General features: G+C 57.4%; 21 protein-coding genes. 9 read left to right on the top strand and 12 right to left on the bottom strand.

From position 1 onward, the window contains the following. Positions 1 to 2 precede the first annotated feature (2 nt). The gene (locus C7H08_RS01680; RefSeq protein ID WP_207768276.1) at positions 3 to 1,019 is read right to left on the bottom strand and encodes an extracellular solute-binding protein; all 1,017 of its coding nucleotides are present in this window, start codon (positions 1,017 to 1,019) and stop codon (positions 3 to 5) included. Between the two features lie 243 nt (positions 1,020 to 1,262). On the opposite strand from C7H08_RS01680, the gene phnD reads away from it, so the two are divergent. From phnD to C7H08_RS01655, 5 genes are read left to right on the top strand one after another with little or no spacing between them, the layout of a single operon-like run. Beyond that, the gene (gene phnD, locus C7H08_RS01675) at positions 1,263 to 2,210 is read left to right on the top strand and encodes a phosphate/phosphite/phosphonate ABC transporter substrate-binding protein (RefSeq protein WP_106670021.1); all 948 of its coding nucleotides are present in this window, start codon (positions 1,263 to 1,265) and stop codon (positions 2,208 to 2,210) included. 18 nt (positions 2,211 to 2,228) lie between these two features. Continuing rightward, complete coding sequence (phnC, locus tag C7H08_RS01670; protein ID WP_106670020.1) at positions 2,229 to 3,044, top strand: phosphonate ABC transporter ATP-binding protein; 816 nt, start codon at positions 2,229 to 2,231, stop codon at positions 3,042 to 3,044. Beyond that, a complete protein-coding gene (gene phnE / locus C7H08_RS01665) occupies positions 3,045 to 3,863 on the top strand; it encodes a phosphonate ABC transporter, permease protein PhnE (RefSeq protein WP_106670019.1) in 819 nt (272 codons plus the stop codon). Further along, positions 3,860 to 4,675, top strand: coding sequence for a phosphonate ABC transporter, permease protein PhnE (gene phnE, locus C7H08_RS01660; protein ID WP_227663214.1), 816 nt, complete (start codon positions 3,860 to 3,862; stop codon positions 4,673 to 4,675). Before phnE (C7H08_RS01665) ends, phnE (C7H08_RS01660) begins: the two co-directional genes overlap by 4 nt. A 4-nt stretch (positions 4,676 to 4,679) precedes the next feature. Further along, positions 4,680 to 5,627 carry an HAD-IIA family hydrolase gene (locus C7H08_RS01655; protein WP_106670018.1) on the top strand — a complete coding sequence of 316 codons (948 nt, stop codon included), beginning with the start codon at positions 4,680 to 4,682 and terminating at the stop codon, positions 5,625 to 5,627. 7 nt (positions 5,628 to 5,634) lie between these two features. Here C7H08_RS01655 and C7H08_RS01650 read toward each other — a convergent pair whose 3' ends face one another. The 6 genes from C7H08_RS01650 to C7H08_RS01625 form a co-directional block, all read right to left on the bottom strand. Next, the gene (locus tag C7H08_RS01650) at positions 5,635 to 6,672 is read right to left on the bottom strand and encodes an extracellular solute-binding protein (RefSeq protein ID WP_106670017.1); all 1,038 of its coding nucleotides are present in this window, start codon (positions 6,670 to 6,672) and stop codon (positions 5,635 to 5,637) included. Beyond that, positions 6,669 to 7,439, bottom strand: coding sequence for a spermidine/putrescine ABC transporter permease PotC (gene potC, locus C7H08_RS01645; protein ID WP_106670016.1), 771 nt, complete (start codon positions 7,437 to 7,439; stop codon positions 6,669 to 6,671). Before potC ends, C7H08_RS01650 begins: the two co-directional genes overlap by 4 nt. Next, positions 7,436 to 8,293, bottom strand: a complete 858-nt coding sequence (potB, locus tag C7H08_RS01640) for a spermidine/putrescine ABC transporter permease PotB (protein ID WP_106670015.1) — start codon at positions 8,291 to 8,293, stop codon at positions 7,436 to 7,438. The genes potC and potB overlap by 4 nt, the downstream gene beginning before the upstream one ends. Further along, positions 8,286 to 9,407, bottom strand: a complete 1,122-nt coding sequence (gene potA / locus C7H08_RS01635; RefSeq protein WP_106670014.1) for a spermidine/putrescine ABC transporter ATP-binding protein PotA — start codon at positions 9,405 to 9,407, stop codon at positions 8,286 to 8,288. The genes potB and potA overlap by 8 nt, the downstream gene beginning before the upstream one ends. 129 nt (positions 9,408 to 9,536) lie before the next feature. Further along, positions 9,537 to 10,607, bottom strand: coding sequence for a TRAP transporter substrate-binding protein (locus tag C7H08_RS01630; RefSeq protein ID WP_207768272.1), 1,071 nt, complete (start codon positions 10,605 to 10,607; stop codon positions 9,537 to 9,539). A gap of 108 nt (positions 10,608 to 10,715) precedes the next feature. Next, positions 10,716 to 12,392, bottom strand: coding sequence for a methyl-accepting chemotaxis protein (locus tag C7H08_RS01625; protein WP_106670013.1), 1,677 nt, complete (start codon positions 12,390 to 12,392; stop codon positions 10,716 to 10,718). 233 nt (positions 12,393 to 12,625) lie between these two features. On the opposite strand from C7H08_RS01625, the gene C7H08_RS01620 reads away from it, so the two are divergent. Further along, on the top strand, positions 12,626 to 13,975 hold the full coding sequence (locus C7H08_RS01620; RefSeq protein WP_106670238.1) for a CHAD domain-containing protein: 1,350 nt from the start codon (positions 12,626 to 12,628) through the stop codon (positions 13,973 to 13,975). 22 nt (positions 13,976 to 13,997) lie between these two features. On the opposite strand, the gene C7H08_RS01615 is transcribed toward C7H08_RS01620, so the two are convergent. Next, positions 13,998 to 14,771: a cation diffusion facilitator family transporter gene (locus C7H08_RS01615; RefSeq protein WP_106670237.1), complete on the bottom strand. Its 774-nt coding sequence runs from the start codon at positions 14,769 to 14,771 to the stop codon at positions 13,998 to 14,000. 93 nt (positions 14,772 to 14,864) lie between these two features. On the opposite strand from C7H08_RS01615, the gene C7H08_RS01610 reads away from it, so the two are divergent. Further along, entirely contained in the window at positions 14,865 to 15,746 is an 882-nt protein-coding gene (locus C7H08_RS01610; protein WP_106670012.1) for a LysR family transcriptional regulator, read from the top strand. Here C7H08_RS01610 and C7H08_RS01605 read toward each other — a convergent pair. Further along, positions 15,725 to 15,952 carry a DUF3565 domain-containing protein gene (locus C7H08_RS01605; RefSeq protein WP_106670011.1) on the bottom strand — a complete coding sequence of 76 codons (228 nt, stop codon included), beginning with the start codon at positions 15,950 to 15,952 and terminating at the stop codon, positions 15,725 to 15,727. The two genes, C7H08_RS01610 and C7H08_RS01605, sit on opposite strands and share 22 nt — an antisense overlap. Beyond that, a complete protein-coding gene (rarD, locus tag C7H08_RS01600; RefSeq protein WP_106670010.1) occupies positions 15,949 to 16,836 on the bottom strand; it encodes an EamA family transporter RarD in 888 nt (295 codons plus the stop codon). The genes C7H08_RS01605 and rarD overlap by 4 nt, the downstream gene beginning before the upstream one ends. A gap of 103 nt (positions 16,837 to 16,939) precedes the next feature. Here rarD and C7H08_RS01595 point away from each other — a divergent pair, with 103 nt between their 5' ends. Further along, positions 16,940 to 17,320, top strand: a complete 381-nt coding sequence (locus C7H08_RS01595; RefSeq protein ID WP_106670009.1) for a rhodanese-like domain-containing protein — start codon at positions 16,940 to 16,942, stop codon at positions 17,318 to 17,320. A gap of 30 nt (positions 17,321 to 17,350) precedes the next feature. Here the strand turns inward: C7H08_RS01595 and C7H08_RS01590 are convergent, their stop codons facing one another. Further along, complete coding sequence (locus C7H08_RS01590) at positions 17,351 to 17,809, bottom strand: YchJ family protein (RefSeq protein ID WP_106670008.1); 459 nt, start codon at positions 17,807 to 17,809, stop codon at positions 17,351 to 17,353. A 74-nt stretch (positions 17,810 to 17,883) separates the two neighbouring features. After that, a complete protein-coding gene (locus C7H08_RS01585; RefSeq protein ID WP_106670007.1) occupies positions 17,884 to 18,558 on the bottom strand; it encodes a hypothetical protein in 675 nt (224 codons plus the stop codon). 166 nt (positions 18,559 to 18,724) lie between these two features. On the opposite strand from C7H08_RS01585, the gene C7H08_RS01580 reads away from it, so the two are divergent. Then, positions 18,725 to 19,690: a sensor domain-containing diguanylate cyclase gene (locus C7H08_RS01580; RefSeq protein ID WP_106670006.1), complete on the top strand. Its 966-nt coding sequence runs from the start codon at positions 18,725 to 18,727 to the stop codon at positions 19,688 to 19,690. Positions 19,691 to 19,694 lie beyond the last annotated feature (4 nt).

Raw genomic sequence — 19,694 nt, 5'->3', positions numbered from 1 at the left:
AATCAGTTCGCGGCCTGAACACGATCCAGTACCTGTCCTTCCATGGTTTCCAGCCCCGGCGGCACCGGCGGGTACCACTTGATGTTGTTAATGGCCTGTTCATCAAAGCTGGCGCGATAGGCATCGCGTAAATCCGCCGTCACGAATTCGTCCGCGGCTCTGGAAGCGGTGAAGTTGCCAGAGGCATTGGTGATTCTCGCGGCGATTTCCGGCTGCATCACGAAGTTGATCCATTGGTAGGCGGCGTCTTCGTTTTCACTGCGGCGTGGGATGGCAAAGGTATCAATCCAGCCCAAAGCACCGGATGCCGGCGCGACAAACCCGATCTCGGGATTTTCGGCGCTGAGCTTCCAGCCGCCGGCATCCCAGGCCATGGCGGCGGTCACTTCGCCGGTGCGCAGCAGCGACAACAACTGATCGCCGCCGGTCCAGTAGGTTTTTACGTTGTCTTTGCAGTCGATCAGTTTGTCTTCGACTTTGGCCATGATCGACTGGTATTCCTCCCGGTTGTTGTAAGCGGCAAACGGGTCCATGCCCATGGCAAAGGCAAAGCCCATCAGAGTGGGCCGCTTCAGGCGGTAACTAACCTTGCCCGCCACGGCAGGATGGCACAGGTCGGTGTAGTCCTTGACGGTGTCGGCCACTGAACGGTGCACGATCAGGCCGCTGGTACCCCACACGGAAGGCACACCGAAATACTGGCCGTCCAGTTCGGTGGCCTCCTGGGTCGCTTTAACCATGGAAGGCTGGAGCTGATCGGTATGGATGCGGCTGTAATCGATCGGCTGGTAGATGTTGAACTGGCGCTGAATACCGATAATACGGTCCTGGCTGGGCTGGGCCAGGTCAAAACCGGCACCACCGGTGGCCCGGAGTTTGGAGATCATGTCTTCGTTGTTAGAAAGGGTGATCTGTACGTCAATACCGGTTTCTTTCTCGAACTGGGCAACCACATCATCCGGGGCGTAACCACCCCAAGTGATCAGCCGAAGTTCGTCAGCACTCACCACGCCTGACATGCCCAGCGCGGCGACCAAGGCGCTGGCTGCCAACCGCTTCGTTCCCTGTTTACCCTTCATATCAAACTCCGTTCAGACCGAATGGTGTAAATCTGGCGTAACTTAATCCTGTTTCGGAAGTTATAGACTACAAATGACATTTTTGTGAAACCTCACGCATTGTCAGCGTTGTCATAAAAACATCATCTGAGCGCCGTAGGGTCTGGCTAAAGGAATCCCAAAATCGACCTGAGAGTAAAAATCATGAAAAAATTTCTGACGCTGACCTGCGCCGCCTTGCTGACTCCAATGCTGGCTCACGGCGCCTTCACACTGGACAGCCGCTATCAGGACAACGACGGCGATCTGGTTGCCGACATCCCTTCCGATGCATCTCTCCTGAAAGACCCGTCAACACTGGTATTCGCCTACACCCCGGTTGAAGATCCGGCAGTTTACAAAGAAGTCTGGTCCGAATTTTTGGATCACCTGTCCAACAAAACCGGCAAAAAAGTTCAGTTCTTCCCGGTTCAGTCCAACGCTGCCCAGATTGAAGCCATGCGCGCCGGTCGTTTGCACATTGCGGGTTTCAATACCGGCTCAAACCCGCTGGCGGTTGCCTGTGCAGGCTTACGTCCGTTTGCCATGATGGCCGGTGCTGACGGCTCGTTCGGCTATGAGATGGAAATCATCACGTATCCGGATTCTGGCATTGCCAAGGTAGAAGATATCCGTGGTGGTGAAATGGCGTTCACCTCACAAACCTCCAATTCCGGCTTCAAAGCGCCATCCGCTATCCTGAAAGCCGACTACAACATGGTCGCCGGTGAGGATTTCGAGCCAGTGTTTTCCGGCAAACACGATAATTCTATCCTGGGTGTGGCCAACAAGGATTACAAAGCGGCCGCCGTGGCCAACTCGGTACTGCATCGCATGCTCAGCCGCGACGTCGTCACTGAAGACCAGCTTGTCAGCCTTTATAAATCCCAAACCTTTCCGACTACCGGTTACGGCCTGGCTCACAACCTGAAACCGGAACTGCAGGAAAAAATCCAGGAGGCATTCTTCACCTTCGACTGGACAGGTACCGCTCTGGAAGAAGAGTTCTCAAAGTCCGGTGAGGCCCAGTTCGTTCCGATTACCTTCAAGAATCACTGGGAAGTCATCCGCAAGATCGATGCAGCCAACGGTGTTGCTTACAACTGTCAATAATCAGCCTGGCGGTACCCCGTGTTAAAACTGGACAACGTCTCAAAAACCTACAAAACCGGTGACAAAGCCCTTCACAATGTCTGCCTCGAAGTGTCGGCAGGTCAGGTGGTAGGGTTGATCGGCCCCTCCGGTGCCGGCAAATCCACGCTGATCCGCTGTATCAACCGGCTGGTGGAGCCTACCCAGGGCTCCATCACGCTGGGCAGCACCGATCTGACGAAACTGAACCGGCGGGATCTGCGGCAGGCCCGGCGCAGGATCGGCATGATTTTTCAGGAATATGCACTGGTTGAACGGCTCACCGTCATGGAAAACGTGCTGTCCGGCCGTCTGGGTTACGTGCCGACCTGGCGTTCCTGGTTCCGTAAATTCAGCCCGGAAGACATCGCGCTGGCGCATTCCCTGCTGGATAATGTCGGCCTTGCCGACCACTACAACAAGCGGGCCGATGCGTTATCGGGTGGGCAAAGGCAACGGGTGGGTATTGCCCGGGCGCTGGAGCAGAATCCGGAGCTGTTGCTGGTAGACGAGCCCACCGCATCGCTTGACCCGAAGACCTCCCGACAAATCATGAGATTGATCCGGGCCGCCTGTCAGGAGCGCAACCTCCCGGCGATCATCAACATTCACGACGTCATGCTGGCGCAGCAGTTTTCTGACCGGATCATTGGTTTGCGGGCTGGCAAGGTGGTGTTTGATGGCTCCCCGGAAGCGCTGAGCGATGAGGTTCTGACCACCATTTACGGCGACGAGGACTGGACTCAGCTAAGGGCTGATGCCACCCCGACCCAGAACGAGGCCACTGCCGTTCTGGACCTGGCGGAGGGCGTGTAAGTGCCGGAACAGTCCCTGACGCAAACCTACCCGACCCGCTGGAAGCGCCCCCCGGTACTGCTGACCAACCCGCTCTGGCGCCGCGTAATTGCGGTCGGCGCCCTGGTGTATCTGGTACTGGCCATTCAGACCGTCGAGGTCGACTGGCAGCGAGTGTACCTGGGATTAGAGCGCGGCTGGCGCTTTGTTCAGGGTTTCCTGGTTCCCGATTTCACCACTCGATGGAACGATATCTACTATGGCCTGATTGAAAGCCTGACCATGACCCTGACCTCAACGGTCGCCGGCGTGCTCATCTCCATACCCATTGGCATCGGAGCGGCACGCAATCTGGCACCAGCGCCGGTCTATCTGGCATGTCGGAGCATCATTACGCTGTCCCGATCGTTCCAGGAAATCATCATCGCCATCCTGTTGGTGGCCATGTTCGGCTTCGGGCCTTTTGCCGGGTTTCTGACTCTGACCTTTGCCAGCATCGGCTTTCTCTCCAAACTGTTGGCGGAGGAAATCGAGGATTGCGACCACAGCCAGATTGAGGCCATCCGGGCTACCGGAGCCAGCTGGTGGCAGGTTGTAAACTACGCGGTACAGCCACAGGTTATGCCCCGCCTGGTCGGACTGTCTCTGTATCGGATGGACATCAACTTCCGGGAATCTGCAGTCATCGGCATTGTTGGCGCAGGCGGTATTGGCGCGACGCTCAACACCGCCATTGATCGTTATGAATACGACTCCGCCGGCGCCATTCTGATTATTATCATCGCCATTGTTCTGGTGGTGGAATACTCATCGTCTTACATTCGCAGGTGGTTTCAGTGATACACGCGTCATCAAACGAACAACCCCTGTGGCAACATCACAGCGCCAAACAAACCCTGCTGAGATGGCTGGGCTGGTTCTGGCTGGTCGCCATCACCGTCGTCAGCTGGCAGGTAATGAATGAGAATACCATCTGGGCCTTTGTCAGCGATGCGCCAGAGCAGGCCGTTGATATTGGCAGCCGAATGTTTCCGCCAGCCTGGGGCTACATCAGCAACCTTTGGGAACCGCTCTGGGATACCATCAATATCGCCACCCTGGGCACCCTGCTCGGCATTATCTTCGCCATACCGGTGGCGTTTCTAGCTGCTACCAACACCACGCCGAGCACCCGCTTTGTCAGGCCGGTGGCTTTGCTGGTCATCGTGGCATCGCGTTCCATCAATTCACTGATCTGGGCGTTGTTGCTGGTGGCCATCATTGGCCCCGGCTTACTCGCGGGCATTGTTGCGATTGGCCTTCGCTCCATTGGCTTCATTGCCAAACTGCTTTATGAGGCCATAGAGGAAATTGACGAATCCCAGGTTGAGGCCGTCCGGGCTACCGGAGCTTCCGGCGTCCAGGTGATCGATTACGCCATTGTGCCGCAAATACTGCCCGCCTTCTGGGGCATCAGTGTATTCCGCTGGGACATCAATATCCGGGAATCCACCATTCTCGGCCTGGTGGGTGCCGGGGGGCTGGGCATTCAGCTCAATGCCTCTCTGAGTACCCTGGCCTGGAACCAGGTTGCCATGATCTTTGTGGTAATTCTTGGCACCGTGGTGATTTCTGAATGGGTTTCCGCCAGGGTTCGTGAAGCGGTACTCTGAAGCCATGACAGACAGCCACCCAACCTGCTTCGCCGGGATCACGCCTGACCCGGTCTGGGCCTTTGCCCAGTACCAGAGCATCCGTTCGACTCTACCCAAAGGCTTACCGGCCAGCCAGCAACCAGACTCCGAGGCTCTGGATTCACTCGCAGCGCTGACCGATCATTTCGATGCGTTTGTGTTTGATGCCTTTGGCGTGCTCAATGCCGGCCCGCGGGCTTTTCCCTCTGCCATCCGGAGAATTCGGGAACTGCAGAATCTTGGCAAAACAGTGATGATCCTGTCGAATGCAGCCACCGCCAGCCATAGCGCTCTGGTGGCCAAATACCAGAACATGGGATTCGCCATCACTCCGGAACAGTTGATATCCAGCCGCTGGGTACTGGAACAATCGCTTCACCGGCAACCCCGGCCAGGTCGATACGGCGTGCTTGCCCCTGTCAGTTCGGCGCCGGAATCGTTGCCACTGGACTGGGTGCCCGTCCGCTCTGGCATCCACGCATCTCAACTGGACCAACTGGACGGTTTTGTCTTTCTCAGCAGCGAGGGCTGGAATGAAGAACTTCACGAAGCCCTGGCCCGCAGCCTGGAGCGTCATCCACGCCCGATCTCGGTTGCCAATCCGGACCTGGTTGCCCCCAGAGGGGACTGCCTGACCCTGGAGCCCGGTTATTTCGCCCACTTGTTGATGGCGCGCTGCACACTACAGCCAGAGTTTTTTGGCAAACCCTACCAGCCCGCATTCGCGGAAGTTCTGGCAGCCCTTGGCGGCATCGATCCAGCCGAGGTTCTGATGGTGGGGGATACGTTGCACACAGACATTCTGGGCGGGCAGCAGGCAGGAATGAAAACCATGCTGATCACGGCGGAAGGGGCACTACAGGGAATGAACATTCCGGACTGCATTGCGCAGTCCGGAATCTCACCGGATTATACCGCTCCGGAGATCTGACCCAACCTCAACGGCCGGATTTCAGCATTTCCCAATATCTGGCATACACCTGCATGGCTTCATCGCCGATATCTTCCTGAAACTCGGCGTTGATCATGTCGGTCGCATTCGGATAGCTGGCGCGGTCGTTCGCCACCGACTCACTCAGCAAGTCGCGAGCCGCCAGGTTCGGCGTGGCGTAGCCGATGTCCTCGCTGATCAGAGCAGCAATCTCAGGTTGCAGCACAAAACTGATGAACTGATGGGCCGCTTCCGGGTTTTTGGCGCTCTTCGGAATCACGAAGCTGTCCAGCCACGCGATGATGCCTTCGGCCGGATAGACGTATTCCAGTGTCGGCAAACCTTCGCGGCCCATAACCGCTTCACCGTTCCAGATCATGCCGACATCGGTTTCACCTTCCAGATACGGCATGCGCGGGGCATCCGAGTTGAAAGTACGCACTGACGGCATCAGCTCGGTCAGCTTTTCGTAGGCTTGCTCGATCTCGTCCGGATCGGTGGTGTTGCCGGAATAGCCCAGAACTCGCAAGGCGACGTGGAACACTTCGCGCATGTCGTTGGTCAGCATCACGCGACCTTCGAAACGCTCGTCCCACAGATCAGCCCAGGCAGTCACTTCACCGTCGACGTCGGCCGTGTCTACCGCCAAACCGGTGGTGCCCCAGAGGTATGGCACGCTGTACTGGTTGTCCGGGTCGATATCCAGGTTCACCAGTTCCGGGTCCAGATTATCAAAACCTTCAATTTTGCTACGGTCGATCGGCATCAGCAAATCTTCCTGGCGCATCTTGCTGACGTAGTAAGTAGAAGGAACGGCCAGATCATAGGCGGCGCTGTCATCCAGCAGCTTCAGTCGGGCATACATGGCCTCGTTGCTGTCGTAGGTGGTGTACACCACCTGGATACCGGTTTCCTCGGTAAAGCGGTCCAGGACCTCCTGAGGCATGTATTCAGACCAGTTGTACAGGTTCAGTACCTGTGGGTCGTCAGAGCTGCAGCCCGTCAGGCCAACAGCCAGTATGCCGGCCAGTGCCAGTTTCTTCATCGTTTGCTCCTTAGCAGAATCCATTGAGACAACATCAGCATAACCAGTGAGAACACCAGCAATAAGGTACCCAGGGCATTCACCTCGGGTTTCAGACCCACCCGCACCATGGAATAGATGCGCAGCGGGAGAATTTCATAACTGGGACCACCTACAAAGGTACTCACCACCACATCGTCCAGTGACAGTGTAAACCCCAGCAGCCAGCCCGCCAGTAAGGCCGGCATAATCACCGGGATCAGTACCGTGCGGGTCATGGTGAAATCACTCGCGCCCAGATCGCGTGCGGCTTCGGGCAGGCGCTCATCAAAGCCGCTCAGCCGCGCCATCACGGTAATCACCACAAAAGGCAGGCAAAAGGTTACGTGGGCGAGCAGCAGCGACACATAACCCAGCTGCAGCCCCACCAGTAAAAACAGCCCAAGCAATGAAATGGCCAGAACAATCTCAGGCGACATCATCACCACAAACAGCATGCCATTAAGCACCTGTTTACCGCGGAACCGGTAACGGTGCAGCGCGAGCGCGGTAAGCGCACCTATGACGGTAGAAACCGTGGCGGCAGACAGCGCCAGCCAGAGCGAATTCCACATCGCCTGCACCATAGCCCGGTTGTTAAACAGGGCCTCATACCAGCGCAGGCTCAGTCCGCCCCAGGCATAGCCGGAGCGCGAATCGTTGAATGAAAACACCACCAGCACTAAAATCGGCACGTACAACAGTAGATATACCAGAGTCAGGTAGGTACGCGGCAACCAGCGGCTCATACGCCCTCCTCCCCGATCCGCCGCTTACTGAGCCGGTGGGCAAACATCAGGAACGCCATGGCAAGCGTCAGCATAATGCTGGCGGCGGCACCGAAAGGCCAGTTACGGGCATCCAGAAACTGATTCTTGATAACGTTACCCACCAGCAGGTTGCGTGAACCACCGAGAATATCCGGCACAAAGAACAAGCCCATGGCCGGCAGCAGCACCAACATGACGCCAGCCAGCACACCCGGTAAGGTCATCGGCACAATAATGTGAACAAAGGTAGCCAGCCGGCCGGCACCCAGATCGTGGGAGGCCCGCAGCAGATCTTCCCGAAGATCATCGAAAACGGCATAGAGCGGTAAAATCATGAACGGCAGCAACAGATACACCAGGCCGATGATCACCGCCCCTTCGGTATACAGCATCTGCATGGGCTGATCGATCAGCCCGACCGACATCAGGGCATTGTTAAGCAGGCCATTGGTGGCCAGGATCAGCTTGAGTGCGTAGGTGCGCACCAGGGAATTGGTCCAGAATGGCACAATCAACAAAAAGATCAGCAACATCTGCCGCTGCCTGGGCACTTTGGACAAGGCCCAGGCAAAGGGATAGCCAATCAGCAGGCAAATCAGTGTGGTCATTGCCGCCATGTACAGGGAGTGCAGGAACACATCGAGGTACAGCGGATTGAACAGCTGCCGGTAGGCATCCAGATTCAGTGGCAGGGAGATAAACGTGCCCGGATCACGGGTCATCACGCTGGCGCCAATCACCAGCAGGTTGGGCGTCAACACCAGGAACAGCAGCCAGCCCCACACCAGTACCAGAACGGCCGTCCGGAACGGCTGCTGCATCACGCTACGCATCGACCGCGCCTTCCAGTTCGGTTTCCGTGTTTTCTTCTGGTAGCAACCACTCCCAGCCATCCACCCAGCTGACCTTGACCCGCTCGCCCAGGCTGTAATCGAAGGTGGGGTCGTCTTCATCGAAAAATTCCGAGGCCAGCACTTCGGTGCCGTCGTCCAGATGAATTACGGAATCCAGGGTGCTGCCCTTGTAGTTTCGCTCAACCACTTTGCCGGCAACGCCGTCATCGTCATTCGGTGCCAACACCCGGATGTCTTCTGGCCGCAGCAACACGTGCAGTAACTGGCCTGCAGCGACCTGGAAATCGGGTTTGGGGAAGGTACGTTTCAGACCGAACACGTCTACCGTGATGGTGTCGTCACCATTGGCGACATCTACCCGGCCGGCGAAGAAGTTGGTGTCGCCGACAAACCGCGCCGTAAACAGGTTGGCCGGGCGCTCGTACACCTCTCTGGGCGTACCCAACTGCTGAACCTGGCCGTCTTTGAGCACCACCACCCGGTCAGACATAGACAGCGCTTCTTCCTGATCGTGGGTCACAAAGACAAAGGTAATGCCCAGCTCACGCTGCAAACGCTTCAGCTCCACCTGCATAGTGCGGCGCAGTTTGAAGTCCAGCGCCGACAGGGGCTCATCCAGCAACAGCATTTTCGGCCGTTTGATCACAGCCCGGGCAATGGCCACGCGCTGCTGCTGGCCACCGGATAACTGGTGCGGCTTACGCCTGGCAAACTCGCCCAGCTGCACCATGGCCAGGGCGTCGTCCACCCGCTGGCGGATTTCCTCTTTCGGCCGCTTTTCCATTTTTAGTCCGTAGGCGACATTGTCGAACACCGACATATGAGGAAACAGCGCGTAGTTCTGGAATACCGTATTGAGCGGGCGCTTCTCCGGCGGCGTGTGGGTCAGATCCTCGCCACCCAAGGTGATGGTGCCGGTATCAGGATGCTCAAAGCCAGCCATCAAACGCAGCAGAGTGGTTTTGCCACAACCGGACGGACCCAACAAGGTAATAAATTCGCCATCAAGGATCTCAAGATCCAGCGAATCCAGTACCGTTTTGCCGTCAAATTGCTTGGAGAGATTACTGAGGGATAGCAGTGTCTGTTTCATCGGCCCTGCCCAAAGAATGAGCGGCCTATTTTTCCAGAAACAGGGACAAACAAAAAGGGGCGTCGGGATATTAGATCATCCCGACCCCCCTTGAGGTCAGCGTCGGGCTACTTTGCCCAGGGCCTTCGCTTACTGATCAGCGACGCTGTCCAGATAGGCCTTGTCGGAAATGTTGGTCCAGGACCTTACCTGCTTCAGATAATCACGCTGAGAAGCGATGATCTCCCGCGCCAGCTCGTCGTTCTCGGCAAACTCGTCAAGCAGACGGTTGGTGGTGTCCCGTAGCGCGTTGATCACCTCTGGCGGGAACACCTTGTGCGTCACCTCCGGATAATCCTCGGTCATCCGACTCCAGGCCACACCACTTTCATGCGTGCTCTGGGTGTACATATCGTAGGCTGCGGTGCGCATGGCGACCCGCAGAATTTCCTGAAGATCGGCGGGCAGCGAATCCCAGGTTTTCTGATTGATCAGGAACTGCACCTCGGCACCCGGTTCCTGCCAGCCCGAATAGTAATACTTGGCGATCTGATGGAAGCCCATCTGCAGATCCAGCGCCGGGCCAACCCATTCAACGGCGTCGATGGTGCCGCGCTCAAGCGCGGTGTAAAGCTCACCGGGTGGCAGGTTGGTCACTGCTACCCCCAGCTCGGACATGACCTCACCGGCGAATCCGGGGGTGCGCATTTTCAGGCCTTGCAGATCGTCCAGTGAGTTGATCTCTTTGCGGAACCAGCCACCCATCTGATTACCGGTATTGCCACCGGGGAAAGACAGCAAACCGTAGGGCTCATATACTTTCTGCATCAGCGCCATACCGTCATCATGATAGAACCAGGCGTACATCTCCGGGGTGATCATGCCGAACGGGATGGTGGTGAAGTACATGGCATTGGGAATGGCACCCTTGTAGTAATACGAAGCGGTATGCCCCATGTCATACTGGCCATTGCGCACCAGATCGAAGATGCCAAAAGGCGCCTTGTGCTTGTTGGAGGAATCAATCCGGAACTTCAGTCGGCCGGCAGACATCCGCTCGGCCATCGCGGCCATATTGCGGGGTGTCTCACCCAGAATTTTCGAGTTCGGGCCCCAGGTTTCGGCAAGACGGATGGTGTAGGTTTTGTCAGCCGCCGCAAATGGGCTGGCCAGAACGGCAACCAGTGCCAGGGTTGCCAGGCAGATTGTGCGCATAGACATGGTGTTGGCTTCCATTGTTATCGCTATTGGGTAAAACAAACAAGTCACGGTAAGTCATGATAACTGCCGACGCCGGCCGCGCCAATTCGGCGGGCCGGCTCCGCCCGATCAGACCTTGAACTGACTGACCAGCTCGCGCAGACTCTCGCCCAGCCTGGCCAATTCGTGGCTGGCTTCGTTGGTCTGGGTCACCCCGGTATCGCTGCGCTGAGCTGCATCGACAATGCGCACTACATTCTGGTTGATCTCTTCAGCCACCTGGCTTTGCTGCTCTGCGGCAGTGGCAATCTGGGTTACCTGATCGTGAATCTGGGTAATAGATGTCACGATGGTATTCAGGGCACCGGTGGCGTGATTGATGCGCTCCACGGTGGCCTCCGAGCTGCTGCGCGAGTGGTTCATTCGCTCAACCGATGCTTTCGATTCGGTGACAAAGCCATCAATCATCACCCGAATCTGATCCGCAGACTCGGCCGAGCGTTTGGCCAGCTGGCGAACCTCATCGGCCACCACCGAGAAACCGCGGCCATGCTCGCCCGCCCTTGCCGCTTCAATTGCGGCGTTCAAGGCCAGCAGGTTGGTTTGCTCCGTCACTGCATGGATCACGTCCAGCACCTGCTGAATGTCGTCGGATTTTTCGGCCAGGGCATTGATGCTGATCGCCGCTTCTTCCATTTCCCGGGACAGTTGATTGACCGAGCCCTGGGCACTGGTGATGGTGTCACCACCCTCACGAGCCATGCGGTCGGCATCCGACGCGGCACCTTCCACCTCGTTGGCGTTGCCGGAAATCTGCTGAATGGTCGCGGCCATTTCATTGATGGCAGAGGCAATCTGATCGGTTTCAGAACCCTGCTCCTGCACCGACTGCCGGGTTTCGTTGGCCACCCGGCTCAACTCTTCAGCGGCCGAGGCCACCTGGTCTGTGGTCGCGCCAACTTCGCGCATGGTGTCCTGAATCTTGATCACAAAGTGATTGAACCGACGGCCCAGTTCCGCCAGCTCATCCTTGCCATCCTCCGGCAACCGCTGGCGCAGGTCGCCATCGCCATCGGCAATTTCCTGCATCATGTCACTGACTTTTTTCAGCGGAACCGTCACCGTGCGACCAATAATCAAGCCAATCACCAGCGCAATCACCACCACAATGATGGTCAACAACAGGATAAAGCCCAGGGCGGCCGCCATGGCATCGTCAATTTCCTGCCGGGCCTCGGCCAGCACTTTTTCGATATCGGTGACGTAGACACCGGCACCGACCATCCAATCCCACCCGGGAATGATGGTTGAGTAAGATACTTTGGGCTCCACTTCGCCGGAGCCCGGGTTTTTCCAGTCATAGCCATAAAAACCGTCCGTACCTGCCGCATCGAACAGGTTACGCACCAGTTTCTGCGTGTTTGGATTCGTAGTTGGCCCCTCAAGGGACGGATCCGGAGCGTAGGCCAGGTTGTCCAGATTTCGGGTATAGGCGAATACGTAATTGTTCTGCCCGAAACTGATGGAACGCAGGCGCTGGCGGGCCTCTTCCTGGGCCTCACGGCCAACCAGGTCCGAGTTATCCTTGGCCTCCATCACTACGGAGCGGGCGGTATCAACCAGATCTCTCAAACCCTGTTTGCGGGCATTCAAAAGCTCCACCTGCAACCGCTCAAGTTCAGCTTCGCCGTTGGCCTGGATCTGACTGACGGTGATCCAGGCGATAGTGGCGGCGGTGATCAGCACCGGCACCAGCACACCAATCAACAGCCTGGTTCGAATGGTAAGATTACTCATGAACGACATGATTCCAACTCCGGAGCGGTTTGTTCGTCAGGGGGATTATCCACATTGTGTGGGCACGGGCTGTTCCAGTTTGTAAAAACCTGTACGCCAGCATGACTGACCATTCACGCACGAAAGCCGATCAAGCCCCTGTTATCGTGTGTTTCACGTACATCAAGTAACGGCCGTCATGTAACCGACTTGAGCTTGTGTCAGACTAAAGTTTCATGCCGGTACTGATCTGGGAAAGCGACATGAAAGATCTGTTTCTTATCCGCCACGCCAAATCCAGCTGGGACGACGACAGCCTCAGTGATCACGCGCGCCCACTGAACCCCAGGGGGGAGGAACAGTTGCCGCCTCTCGCCAGGGCTCTGCAGCGATATGACGCCTTAGCGGGAGAGGTCTATGCCAGCCACGCCGTGCGCGCTCAACAAACATTGCAGGGCATCGTTCCGGAAGCGCTTATGCGCGAACGAATTCACACCGATGCTGAGCTTTACACTTTTGATTACCAACGGCTATTACGATGGCTGCAAAATCAGGACGATCAAGTACAAACACTGGCGATCGTAGGCCACAATCCGGCTTTGCTTGAACTCGCCGCCCATCTGGTCAAACAGGCCCCATTCGAGTTGCCCACCGCTGGCTTCATTCACGTTCGGCTGCCGATTCGTCACTGGCGCAAACTTGCCAAACAGGAAGGCCGGCTGGAAGTTTTTCTGACCCCCAGAGATTTCAGTTTTGAAGCCTTCGAGCGCAAGATTGGCAAGCGGGTAGCAATATCTGGCAAACAACCGGCGAAGGATATTCCAGCAAGATTGATGCGCCTCACCGAGCGCCTGGCGCAACTTGAACGAGGCGTTATGCTGGGCCTGGACGACGAGTTCCTGCACCAGTATCGCATCGCCTTGCGGCGCAGCCGAGCCATCGCGGATTCGGTCGCGGAAGTCACCAAGAGCAAGTCACTCAAAAACCATTTATCCCAGCTGAAACGCCACGCCCAAGCCACCAGCAGCTTGCGGGATTTACATGTGTTCCTGCAGGATTTACCGGCCCTGTGTCGTGACGATGCCGCGTTCCGGGCTGAACTGGAAGGCTGGACCAAAGTGCGGGCTGCGAAGGAACAAACGCGGCTGGCCAAACGGCTTGGCAGCAAACGCTACCGGAACAGCCTGCACAGCTGGGAAAATGAACTCCAGTCCCGACACTTCGGAAAACTGATTGACAAGCTGAGCAACAAAGACATCCGCAACTGCGTTGACCGCCAACTGAGAGGCTTCAATCGAAAAGCCGAAGCACTGCAATCCGATGCCCCGGACGAAGACCTCCACCAGCTGCGCAAGCACCTTAAGCGCCTCCGATACCTGATGGAACTGGATGCCGAAAACTGGAAATCAGCCCTCAAGGTGCTTCGGCAACGACAGGATCTGTACGGCCGCTTTCAGGATCTGCACGTCCAGATTGGGCTGGTGAAAGACTTTGCGGCTAAAGCTCCGGAGGGCGTACCCTCCGGAGCTGACTCGTTGCTGGATCGGCTAGAGCGGGAAAAACTGGATGCCCGGCAACTCATACTGTTGGCGGATGGACTGAAAGCCCGGTGAGAACACCACCGTCAGTAGTGTATTAAATTCTGACCAGCCTGGCCTCCAGCAAAAGGTTAGGCCCCAACTTGGCCACCTTCACGCGATCCGGATTGAAGCCGTGGTCTTCCAGTGTTTCCTGGATTTCGGTCATGGCGTGGTCACTGGGCGCCGCCAGCAACAGCTCTTTGACCGAATCCGTCACCATCCGCACCGGCACGGTCATGAAATACACCGAAATCACCATCATCATTACCGGGTCGGCATAGACCGCCAGCTCAGACCACTGGCTGCGCTCCAGCATCCAGGCGCCGGCGAAACCGATCATTACGGCGGCACTCAGCGCACTGTCCATCAGCCACTGGCGTTGCTCTGCCCGCACCAGACCGGAGCTGCTCTGGGTGCTGGTCCAGCGCAAGTAGCCCCACACCAGCAAGCAACCGACCACGTTCACCGCGCCGAACATCATGGCCATGTCTGCCGCCACCGGGCGGCCGCTCTGCAGCAGAGATACCACCGCCGAGGCCAGGGACAGCACACACACCAAGCCAATCACCAAGCCCTTGACGGCAATAACCAGTGGCTCAACCGCGCCCATGCCAAACGGATAATCTTCATTAGCCGGTCGGCGAACCAGGCGGGCGGCATAGAGCGACAGCACCGACAGCGCCAGGCTGACCAGCGAATAGGCGCCATCAAACAGAATGACCAGCGAATCGACCCAGAGGCCCCAGCCGATGCCGGCAACCGCAAACAAACCGGCGCCGATTGCAGATAATGTCAGCGCCATATTTTCCCGCGCCAGAGAAGTAAACATTTTGACCTCCTGATAATTGGCGCCCATATTATCGAGGCATTATCCTAAGTGTGAGTCACTGAGCGACGTAAAATCCGTCGCAACGAGGAAGACGTGAAAACAGCCCAGATCAAGATATTTCTGGCCGTGGTTCGAAATGGCAGCATCGCCGCTGCGGCCCGGGAGCAGAACCGCAGCCGGACCACCATCAGTACGGTGCTGGCCTCGCTGGAAGACGAACTCGGCGTGCAACTGTTCGAGCGGAGCGGCAACCAGCTGCACCTGACGTCTATCGGCCAGTCGATCCTCACCGACTGCCGGCGCTTCGACCAGGTCGCCGTCCAGATCCAGGCCCGCTGCCAACATCACCTGAGCGGTGCGGAATCGGTATTGCGAATTGCCCGGGACGACGCCATTCCCGAGGATATCTGGCGCAACATCCTGCGTCGCCTGAAACAACGCTTTCCACAAACCAGTTTGTCGATCTATCTGGCGCCACCCAGAGAGTTGCCACCGCTGGTTCGCAACCAATCCGTCGATGTCGCCTACGGCTTGATGCCAGAACTCCTGACCCAAGGCTATCAATGGTTCCGTGAACTGGCAGACGTGCGCATGCTGACGGTGGCCGCGCCGGATCATCCGCTGAGCCAGCTCAAACGCGTGACCCAGGACGACCTGATCAGCCACACTGAAATCACCCTTGCCTACCTGCAGGACTCGGTGCTGGTGGCAGAATCTCCGGAAACCGCGAACTACCTGGCGTTTACCCAATACGAACTGATCCGGGATGCGGTCATCGATGGCGCCGGCTGGGCCGATCTGCCGTTACCGTTGATCGCCGAAGCCTTGCGCAAGGAGCAACTGAAAACCATCCACCACCGCAGCGCGCGCTGGTGGAAAGTGTTCAGTGCACTGGAATCAGAACAGGCCCAGGGCGGCGCCGTGGTAGGCTGGCTGGCCGACGAACTGGAAGCCTACCTGGAAACCATGGTCTGAGGCCGGCCATCTTCCGAAGCACCCTCATCGCACTTCTTGCACGCCAGCTCAAATCCCAGCATCGATGCCCGACCGTCGGGCGAGATCACCCACGGCCGGTTCACCCAGGGCGGGTCGTGACGCACATGCTGATTATGACCACAGGCCAGCTGCGCGACCCAGTGGTTTTCGTCGTCTTTGTGGTAGCCGGTGATGGGTTGTTTCACATTCTCGCCCTCCCCGTCCAGGCCGACCAGGAATAAATCGCCAGCGCTATCCAGATCATCACAAAGCTCACCAGCTTCTCGGTGCTGAGTGGCTCATGAAACACGTAAAGCGCGATCAAGAACTGGATGGTGGGGTTGATGTACATGAGAAAGCCCACGGTCGACAGCGTCAGCCGGCGGGCGGCGCCGGCAAAGGCCAACAGGGGAACGGCGGTGACTATGCCACTGGAAAGCAACAGCAGCGTGCTGTAGCTACTGTCGGTAAAATGGGAGAGACCCTGGGCCGACAGCCAGGCCAGCGTGAGCAAGCCCAGTGGCAACAGCAACAGGGTTTCGACAAACAGGCCAGACAGCCCATCCAGTTCCACTTTCTTGCGCATCAGGCCGTAGGTGCCAAAACTGAACGCCAGCACCAAGGTAATCCAGGGCAACTCCCCGAGCAGGAAAAACTGATACAGGATCGCCACCACTGCCAGAACCACTGCCACGATCTGCAGGCGCGAAATCCGCTCCCCCAGAATCAACAGCCCCAGGGCCACATTCACCAAGGGGGTCAGGAAATACCCCAAACTGGCCTGCAGCACATGACGGGTCTCTACCGCGTAAATATAAACCCCCCAGTTCAGGGCGATGAAGAACGCACAGCCAAGCACGAAGCCCAGTTTTTTTGGTTGTTTCAACGCAGCTGTCACTGGCGACCAGCGTCTGAGCAGCGAAATCACGACGCCCAGGAACAGGCAGGACCAAATCACCCGATGGATCAGCACCTCCCAGGCCGGAACCCCCTCGAACAAGGCAAAGTACAGGGGGAAGCTGCCCCATAGGGTGTAGGCCGCGAGGCCATAGATGACGCCTTTACTGGTCTCTGGGACGACGGCTTTCATAGGTTCCTCATTATCTGGCCCTCCAATTTATCACAGCCCGGGTGACGGATGCGCCTGAAATGCCTTAACCTGATAGCAACGATGGATCACGCGAGGAGACACCATGAAAACTGCCCACGATCTGGTTGCCGCAGCCAGGAAAGAGATTCAGGAAGTCCCGCTCACCGAGACGGATGCGGCGATCAAGAACGCCGACCTGCTACTGGACGTGCGCGACGCCGACGAATACCGCAACAGCCACATCCCCGGCGCGGTGAACGTGTCGCGCGGTTTGCTGGAGTTCAAGTTCACCAACGATCCGGCGTTTGAAAATCGCCAGATGAACATTGTGCTCTACTGCAAGAATTCCGGACGCTCGGCACTCAGCGCCAAGGCCCTGAAAGAAATGGGTTATCTGCATGTACAGTCGATCGAAGGCGGCTTTGATGCCTGGGTTGAGGCGGGCAAGGATATTGCCAGGCCTGACCTGCCAACCTTCGACTAACCAGCGCCCCGGCCGTCACCCAAAGGCACTTTACAGGCAGCAGGCCTTGAACTTGCGCCCGCTGCCACAGGGGCACCGCTCATTCCGGCCAGGCTTGAGTTGCCCCTCGGTGGTGTCTCCGCTCAGATAGAGCCACCGTTCGTTCTCCCTGACGAAGGCAGACATTTCTTCCAGGTAACCCCAACCGCCGCCGGACCGATACACCGCCCGGAAATGAACCCTGCCGGTATCGCCCGCCGCATCACTATCAATGATCTGCAGTGACGCCCACTGAGGCGAGTCTTCCAGCGACAGATCCGCAGGTCGGGTATCGGGGTGCCAGGTCTTGAGCACGTAGTCCCGGTTTTTCATCACGAAGGCGGCATAGCGTGAGCGCATCAGTGCCTCCGGGCTCGGGGCCGCTGCGCCGAGATGCCAAGGTTGGCAGCACTGCGCATAAGTCCTGGCACTGCCACAGGGGCAATCGTTTGGTTGGTCCTGCGTGATCATGACAGTTATGGACTCCCTGGATATCAAATCCCGCCATCATAACAACAGACGCTAACGGCTGCCTCACACCCAGACTAGCCCGCCCACAACCGTGCACGAAAACCGCTACGGCGCCACAGCAATGCCAACCAAAGCGCATGCAGGTTGATCAGCAGTGCCAACACCCATTCAAAGGCGTCGTCTTTCTGACTGTAATACTCCGGAACGACCGCCGTCAGAATCACCGAGAGTATGCCGATGGCAAGGGTCAGTTGGCACAGGCGTAGCAGCCGCCGGCCGGCAAGCCGCCAGTGCGGGTGCGACGCCAGGCAGGCACTGACCAGCAACTGACAGAGGTAGGTCAGTGCAAAATAGAGCACGACGCCAATGCGGCGAATCAGATTAAAGCCGTCACCGGCATGGCCTAGGGCCAGGGTATACAGCGCCAACGCAACACAGGCAATCAACCCGAGCCAGGGAACCCAGGCCACGCCTCGGCTGTTCACGCCAAGCTGGCGAAGCCAGAGACCGTTCAACCACCAGAACAGGATGCCCAGCACCGCCGCCGGCAACATCGCACCTTTGAAAATAAAGTAGGCAACACCATGGCGACCGGTTCGGCTGATGCTGGTGCAACTGTCCCAGTAAGGCATACACAGAGACACATGCCCCTCGGCCACCGACACCGCAAAGGTCAGGTGAATGGTGACCAGCGGCACCAGTGCCGCTGCCAGAGCCAGCCACCAAAGTGATAATGGACGGTGCTCCATATAGCCCGCCTCCCGAAATCGAACCCCTTATACTGATCACCCTAAGAACTGCGTTGGCAACCCCATAAACGGGCCACTAACAACGTCAGTTCAGAGAGACAAAGCGACCGGAAAAACGTCATAATGATGTAATTATCGACCGAAACAGACCAACCAAAAGATTTCCATGAAACAAGCTATCCACTTCATCAACCTGCCGGCTCAACCAGACCCGGCGGCGGCACCCACACCAACTACGGCGGCTGGGCTTCAAGCCGTGCTCGATAATCTGGACGCTCTGGTATACGTGTCCGATTTCAAAACACATGAACTGCTGTACATGAACGCCTATGGCCGACGAGTCTGGGGCCAGCCGGATGGTCGGAAATGCTGGCAAATACTTCAAGACAGTGAGGGTCCTTGCAGTTTTTGCACCAATCATTTGCTCGCCGATGAAAACGACAAGCCGAACCCGCCGCATGTTTGGGAATTCCAGAACCAGCTTGATCAACGATGGTATCAATGCCGGGATCAAGCCATTCGCTGGACGGATGGTCGCCTGGTAAGGCTCGAGATTGCGACCGACATTACCGATCGAAAGCAGATGGAACTGGAGCTGCACGCAGCGCATGAAGAAGCTCGCACGGCTGCGCTTTCTGACGAGTTGACCAGACTGCACAATCGCCGGGCTTTCTTTGAATTTGGCAACCCATTATTGAGCCAGGCGCGCCGGCATAACCATCCTTTGGCGCTGATCATGATGGACCTGGATCTCTTCAAAAAGATTAACGATACCTTTGGTCACGACGCCGGTGACGAAGTCCTTCGCCAGGTATCGGCACTGATTCGGGACCGGATTCGTAAATCCGATATCGTCGCCAGAATGGGCGGAGAAGAATTTGCCCTGCTGCTGCCGGAGACCGACGCAGACCAAGCTCTCGAAACGACTGAACGGTTTTTGAAGTTGCTCAAGGCCTTGACCGTTCACCATCAGGGCCACGCTATCCGCCCCAGCGCCAGTTTTGGTATCACCCTTCGGGCAGCCGATGATCAGCGCCTGGAAGACCTGTTAAAGCGGGCTGACCGGGCGTTATACCGAGCCAAGGATCTGGGCCGGGGCCAGGCGAACCTGGAAGTAAAAAACGTTGACTGACAGA

It is taken from the genome of Marinobacter halophilus (assembly GCF_003007685.1).
Taxonomy (GTDB): Bacteria; Pseudomonadota; Gammaproteobacteria; order Pseudomonadales; family Oleiphilaceae; genus Marinobacter; species Marinobacter halophilus.
Note: the sequence above shows the minus strand (reverse complement) of the source record. Positions and strands in the feature narration are given on the sequence as shown.

Bases quoted from the DNA above. Each gene is read 5' to 3' on its own strand.
- C7H08_RS01630 (WP_207768272.1), bottom strand. From the start codon at position 10,607: ATGTCTATGCGCACAATCTGCCTGGCAACCCTGGCACTGGTTGCCGTT.
- phnD (WP_106670021.1), top strand. From the start codon at position 1,263: ATGAAAAAATTTCTGACGCTGACCTGCGCCGCCTTGCTGACTCCAATG.
- C7H08_RS01590 (WP_106670008.1), bottom strand. From the start codon at position 17,809: ATGATCACGCAGGACCAACCAAACGATTGCCCCTGTGGCAGTGCCAGG.
- C7H08_RS01595 (WP_106670009.1), top strand. From the start codon at position 16,940: ATGAAAACTGCCCACGATCTGGTTGCCGCAGCCAGGAAAGAGATTCAG.
- C7H08_RS01650 (WP_106670017.1), bottom strand. From the start codon at position 6,672: ATGAAGAAACTGGCACTGGCCGGCATACTGGCTGTTGGCCTGACGGGC.
- rarD (WP_106670010.1), bottom strand. From the start codon at position 16,836: ATGAAAGCCGTCGTCCCAGAGACCAGTAAAGGCGTCATCTATGGCCTC.
- potC (WP_106670016.1), bottom strand. From the start codon at position 7,439: ATGAGCCGCTGGTTGCCGCGTACCTACCTGACTCTGGTATATCTACTG.
- C7H08_RS01585 (WP_106670007.1), bottom strand. From the start codon at position 18,558: ATGGAGCACCGTCCATTATCACTTTGGTGGCTGGCTCTGGCAGCGGCA.
- C7H08_RS01625 (WP_106670013.1), bottom strand. From the start codon at position 12,392: ATGTCGTTCATGAGTAATCTTACCATTCGAACCAGGCTGTTGATTGGT.
- potB (WP_106670015.1), bottom strand. From the start codon at position 8,293: ATGCGTAGCGTGATGCAGCAGCCGTTCCGGACGGCCGTTCTGGTACTG.
- C7H08_RS01655 (WP_106670018.1), top strand. From the start codon at position 4,680: ATGACAGACAGCCACCCAACCTGCTTCGCCGGGATCACGCCTGACCCG.
- potA (WP_106670014.1), bottom strand. From the start codon at position 9,407: ATGAAACAGACACTGCTATCCCTCAGTAATCTCTCCAAGCAATTTGAC.
- C7H08_RS01680 (WP_207768276.1), bottom strand. From the start codon at position 1,019: ATGTCAGGCGTGGTGAGTGCTGACGAACTTCGGCTGATCACTTGGGGT.
- C7H08_RS01615 (WP_106670237.1), bottom strand. From the start codon at position 14,771: ATGTTTACTTCTCTGGCGCGGGAAAATATGGCGCTGACATTATCTGCA.
- C7H08_RS01580 (WP_106670006.1), top strand. From the start codon at position 18,725: ATGAAACAAGCTATCCACTTCATCAACCTGCCGGCTCAACCAGACCCG.
- C7H08_RS01620 (WP_106670238.1), top strand. From the start codon at position 12,626: ATGAAAGATCTGTTTCTTATCCGCCACGCCAAATCCAGCTGGGACGAC.